Origin of the sequence: Rahnella woolbedingensis, assembly GCF_003602095.1 — a bacterium.
GTDB classification, from domain to species: domain Bacteria; phylum Pseudomonadota; class Gammaproteobacteria; order Enterobacterales; family Enterobacteriaceae; genus Rahnella; species Rahnella woolbedingensis.
Map to the genome: position 1 here is coordinate 1 of NZ_RAHH01000082.1, position 1,414 is coordinate 1,414.

General features: G+C 52.0%; 1 protein-coding gene. It reads right to left on the reverse strand.

What is annotated here, in order from left to right; genetic code table 11:
• Nucleotides 1–9: 9 nt before the first annotated feature.
• On the reverse strand, nucleotides 10–1,332 hold the full coding sequence (locus D6C13_RS25265) for an IS4-like element IS1271 family transposase (protein ID WP_120135341.1): 1,323 nt from the start codon (nucleotides 1,330–1,332) through the stop codon (nucleotides 10–12).
• Nucleotides 1,333–1,414: the final 82 nt, after the last annotated feature.

The following is a 1,414-nucleotide window of genomic DNA, read 5'->3' on the forward strand; positions in this document are numbered from 1 at the left end:
TAATGCTGGTCACTTAAGGTGACCAGCATTGTTTTTTAAAGGATATTTCGACCTTTTTTCTCTCACTTCCCTTGCATATTCACGCTCACGCCTCGAGGGGAGTTTTAGCATCGCTGCGTTGCTGTAAAAATGCTTCAGATGACCCGGGATCGCTCCCGCTGATGCCCACGGCAGTCCGATTAACAGCCGTAATATCTCCGACACTGCACCGCTAAAACTCAGCTGATAAGGCAGGTAATCTCCCTTCAGGCTGAACGCCATCTTGATCATCTGGTAACGAATAAGGTTATAAGTCAGCAGGATACCCCACAGTTCCTGCCTGACCATTTCCGGCAGTTTGCTTCGCAACGCCCACCGGTTACCCAGTAAAAACTGCTTCGTCTCCCGGTATCCTAACTCGATTTCCCAGCGATGCTTATAAAGCTCCGCCACGCTGGCGGCCGGATAACGCATCGCATCCGTCATTGACGTCAGAACCTGCCGTTCAACGCCATTGACCTTCCGACGGATAAGCCGCACGGTCATTTCTTCCGGCAGTCCTTCCCACTGTTTTCTGGCCTGCGGTGACGTTTTCAGCCGTATCAGCTCGTCCTGTTTGCCGAGCTTACACACCACCTCGTACTGCGTGTTCTTTTTCAGCGGCGTCAGCCAGTGACGATTTTCGCCCGCATTATGCCAGTCATGCAGCAGCCCTAAAGAGTAAAAACCCTTATCGAACAGCGTAATACTGTTATCCGGCGCGCTGTCTGCCAGCCGTGCCGCCAGGCGCATCTCGTTAACGTTGTAACTGTCCATCACACTGGCCCGCAACAGGTGGCTGCTCAGTTCCATCAGGCATACCATGCGGACCTGAGGATATCCGCGTTCACCGTGCTGGTTCGACGCCTTACCGAAGGCCTCTGCATTTTCAGGCGTGTCCTGCGTATGCCAGACTACGCCATCGACGGCATTGAGTGTCAGTCCGTGCCAGAGAGGATGTTTTGCCTGTGCATGCCAGTGTTGCTGAGTGATATCAAACAGAACCCGGATGGCATCTTCGCCTAACGTTTTTCTGCGGGCAATAACGGAGCTGGGTGCGGTGAATGAGCGTCCGGTTCGGTCAACAATATCCATCAGATTAACGATATGACTCATAGGCTTATTGTTGAATATAGCCATGCCGATAACCAGCCAGACCATGGACTCGAGGGGGAGTTTACGCTTGCGTAGAGTGACGGTGTCAGTGAGAGAAAAAGCTTGCTGAATGAGGTCAGGAGACAGGAGGTCAGCGAGGCTTTGAACTTCATCGGGGGCAGTGAGATTGATAATACCGAGAGCGTGTGAAAGTTCCATTTAAAAAGGGTCCATGTTGAGCATGAACCCTTTTTACACGAGCCACCGGATCGGTCAACTGATCCTTAAACGATCGGCATTA

What these genes read in the sequence shown, in the direction of transcription:
- D6C13_RS25265 (WP_120135341.1), bottom strand. Translation starts at nt 1,332, where the DNA reads ATGGAACTTTCACACGCTCTCGGTATTATCAATCTCACTGCCCCCGAT.